Genomic DNA, 3,338 nt, shown 5'->3' on the forward strand with positions numbered 1-3,338 from the left:
GCCGCCGCGGTGGCGGTCGCCGTCGCCGTGGCGATGCCGTCGCTGATCGCGATCGCCGGCGTGCAATGGCCGGCCTACCCGTCGTCGAACCAGCTGCACGCGCTGACCACCGTCGGGCAGGTCGGCTGCCTGGCCGGCCTGGTCGCCGTCGGCTGGCTGTGGCGCCGTTCCACGCGTCCGCGAAACCGACGGCTCGCACAGGTGGGCGGGCTGGTGTTCGTCTCCGCTTTCACGGTCGTGACGCTGGGCATGCCGCTGGGTGCCACCAAGCTGTATCTGTTCGGCATCTCGGTGGACCAGCAGTTCCGCACCGAATACCTCACGCGGCTCGCCGACAGCCCGGCCCTGCACGACATGACCTACCTCGGGCTGCCGACGTTCTATCCGCCGGGCTGGTTCTGGATCGGCGGCCGCGTCGCGGCGCTGACCGGGACGCCGGCCTGGGAAATGTACAAGCCGTGGGCCATCACCTCGATCACCATCGCGGTCGCGGTCGCGCTGGTGCTGTGGTGGCGGATGATCCGCTTCGAGTACGCGCTGATCGTCACCACCGCCACCGCCGCGGTGACGCTGGCCTACGGCTCGCCGGAGCCCTACGCCGCGATGATCACGGTGCTGTTGCCGCCCGTGCTGGTGTTGACGTGGTCGGGGTTGCGCGCCGGCGAGCGGGGTGGCTGGGCCGCGGTCGTCGGCGCCGGGCTGTTCCTCGGCTGGGCGGCCACCTGGTACACGCTGCTGTTCGGGTTCAGCGCGTTCACGGTGTTCCTCATGGCGATGCTGCTGGCCGGCGCGCGCTGGCGGCGCGGCGGCTTCGGCGCCGCGCTCGACCCGTTGCGCCGACTGGCCGTGATCGCCGCCATCGCGGCGGCCATCGCCAGCATCACCTGGCTACCTTTCCTGGTGCGGGTGGCGAGCAGCCCGGTCAGCAACAGCGGCAGCGCCTTCCACTACCTGCCGGCCGACGGCGCGGTGCTGACCTTCCCGATGCTGCAGTTCTCGCTGCTCGGGGCGGTCTGCCTGCTGGGCGCCCTGTGGCTGGTGGTGCGTGCGCGGTCGTCCGTGCGGGCGGGCGCCCTGGCCATCGGCGTGCTGGCCGTCTACCTGTGGTCGCTGCTGTCGATGCTGACCACGCTGGCCCGCACCACGCTGCTGTCGTTCCGGCTGCAGCCCACGCTGACCGTGCTGCTGGTCGCGGCCGGGGCGTTCGGCTTCGTGGAGGCCGTCACCGCGCTTGCCCCACGCAGCCGCGCGATCGCCCCGGTGGCGGGCGCACTCGGCCTGGCCGCCGCGATCGCCTTCAGCCAGGACATTCCCGACGTGCTGCGGCCCGACCTGACCATCGCCTACACGGACACCGACGGCTACGGCCAGCGCGGCGACCGCCGCCCGCCGAGTTCCGAGAAGTTCTACCCGGCGATCGACGCGGCCATCCTCAAGGTCACCGGCAAGCCGCGCGACCAGATCGTGGTGATGACCGCCGACTACAGCTTCCTGTCCTACTACCCCTACTGGGGGTTCCAGGGGCTGACGTCGCATTACGCCAACCCGCTGGCGCAGTTCGACCTGCGGGCCACCCAGATCGAGAAGTGGTCCAAGCTCAAGACCCCCGACGAGTTCATCCACGCGCTGGACACGTCGCCGTGGCCCCCGCCGACCGTGTTCCTCATGCGCCGCGGCGCGAACAGCAACTACACGTTGCGGTTGGCCCAGGACGTGTACCCGAACCAGCCCAACGTTCGCCGCTACACCGTGGACTTGCCGGCGGCCCTGTTCGCCGATCCGCGTTTCGCCGTCGACACCGTTGGGCCCTTCGTGCTGGCCGTCCGCAAGCCGGGCTGATGGCCACCGAAACCCCGGCCGACTTGGCCGCGCAACTACCATCTACCCCCGTGGAGGACGCGGGAGGTAACCACCGGATCGCCCGGGTTGTCGCTACCGTCGCCGGTCTGCTGGGCGCTCTGCTGGCGATCGCCACCCCGGTGCTGCCGGTCAACCAGACCACCGCCCAACTGAACTGGCCGCAGAACGGCACGTTCGGCAGCGTGGACGCGCCGCTGATCAGTTATGTGGCAACGGATTTGAACGTCGCCGTGCCGTGTCAGGCCGCCGCCGGGCTGGCCGGCCCGCAGAACGCCGGCAAGACCGTGCTGCTGTCGACCGTGCCCAAACAGGCCCCCAAGGCCGTCGACCGCGGACTGCTGATCCAGCGCGCCAACGACTATCTGGTGCTGGTGGTGCGCAACGTTGCGGTGGTCACCGCCCCGCTGAGCCAGGTGCTCAGCCCGGCCTGCCAGCGGCTGACCTTCACCGCGCACGCCGACCGCGTCACCGCCGAGTTCGTCGGCCTGACCCAGGGGCCCAACGCCGAGCACCCCGGCGCGCCGCTGCGCGGTGAGAAAAGTGGCTACGACTTCCGGCCGCAGATCGTCGGCGTGTTCACCGACCTCACCGGGCCGGCGCCGCCCGGCCTGAGCTTCTCGGCCACCGTCGACACCCGCTACAGCAGCAGCCCCACCCAGCTGAAGATGGCGGCGATGATCCTCGGGGTGGTGCTGACCGCCGCCGCCCTGGTGGCGCTGCACGTCCTCGACACCGCCGACGGCACCCGGCACCGGCGCTTCCTGCCGGCCCGCTGGTGGTCGATCGGCGGCCTGGACGCGCTGGTCATCGCGGTGCTGACGTGGTGGCATTTCGTCGGCGCCAACACCTCCGACGACGGCTACATCCTGACCATGGCCCGGGTGTCCGAGCACGCCGGCTACATGGCCAACTACTACCGCTGGTTGGGCACGCCCGAGGCCCCGTTCGGCTGGTACTACGACCTGCTGGCGGTGTGGGCCCATGTCAGCACCACCAGCATCTGGATGCGGTTGCCCACCCTGGCGATGGCGCTGACGTGCTGGTGGGCGATCAGCCGCGAGGTCATGCCCCGCCTGGGCCACGCTGTCAAGCGGAACCGGGCCGCGGCGTGGACCGCGGCGGGCATGTTCCTGGCGGTCTGGCTGCCGCTCGACAACGGCCTGCGTCCGGAGCCGATCATCGCCCTGGGCATCCTGCTCACCTGGTGCTCGGTGGAACGGGCGGTGGCCACCAACCGGCTGCTGCCGGTGGCGATCGCGTGCATCATCGGCGCGCTGACCTTGTTCTCCGGTCCGACCGGCATCGCCTCGATCGGTGCCCTGCTGGTCGCGATCGGTCCGCTGCGCACCATCATCCACCGGCGATCCAGACAGTTCGGGGTGCTGCCGCTGGTGGCGCCCCTGCTGGCCGCCGCCACGGTCACCGTGATCCTGATTTTCCGTGACCAGACCCTGGCCGGCGAAATGCAGGCGACCGCG

The 3,338-nt window shown here is 70.8% G+C and carries 2 protein-coding genes; both read left to right on the forward strand.

Features of this window, described 5'->3' with window-relative positions; translation table 11 throughout:
- Positions 1-1,839 (forward strand): galactan 5-O-arabinofuranosyltransferase (locus tag A5712_RS16075; RefSeq protein ID WP_068107004.1); only part of this gene is annotated, 1,839 nt, incomplete at its 5' end.
- On the forward strand, positions 1,839-3,338 hold a 1,500-nt coding region (locus A5712_RS16080; RefSeq protein WP_197519408.1), incomplete at its 3' end, for an arabinosyltransferase domain-containing protein. The genes A5712_RS16075 and A5712_RS16080, both read left to right, overlap by 1 nt.

The organism is Mycobacterium sp. E2327, assembly GCF_001672675.1.
In the GTDB taxonomy this organism is placed as follows: domain Bacteria; phylum Actinomycetota; class Actinomycetes; order Mycobacteriales; family Mycobacteriaceae; genus Mycobacterium.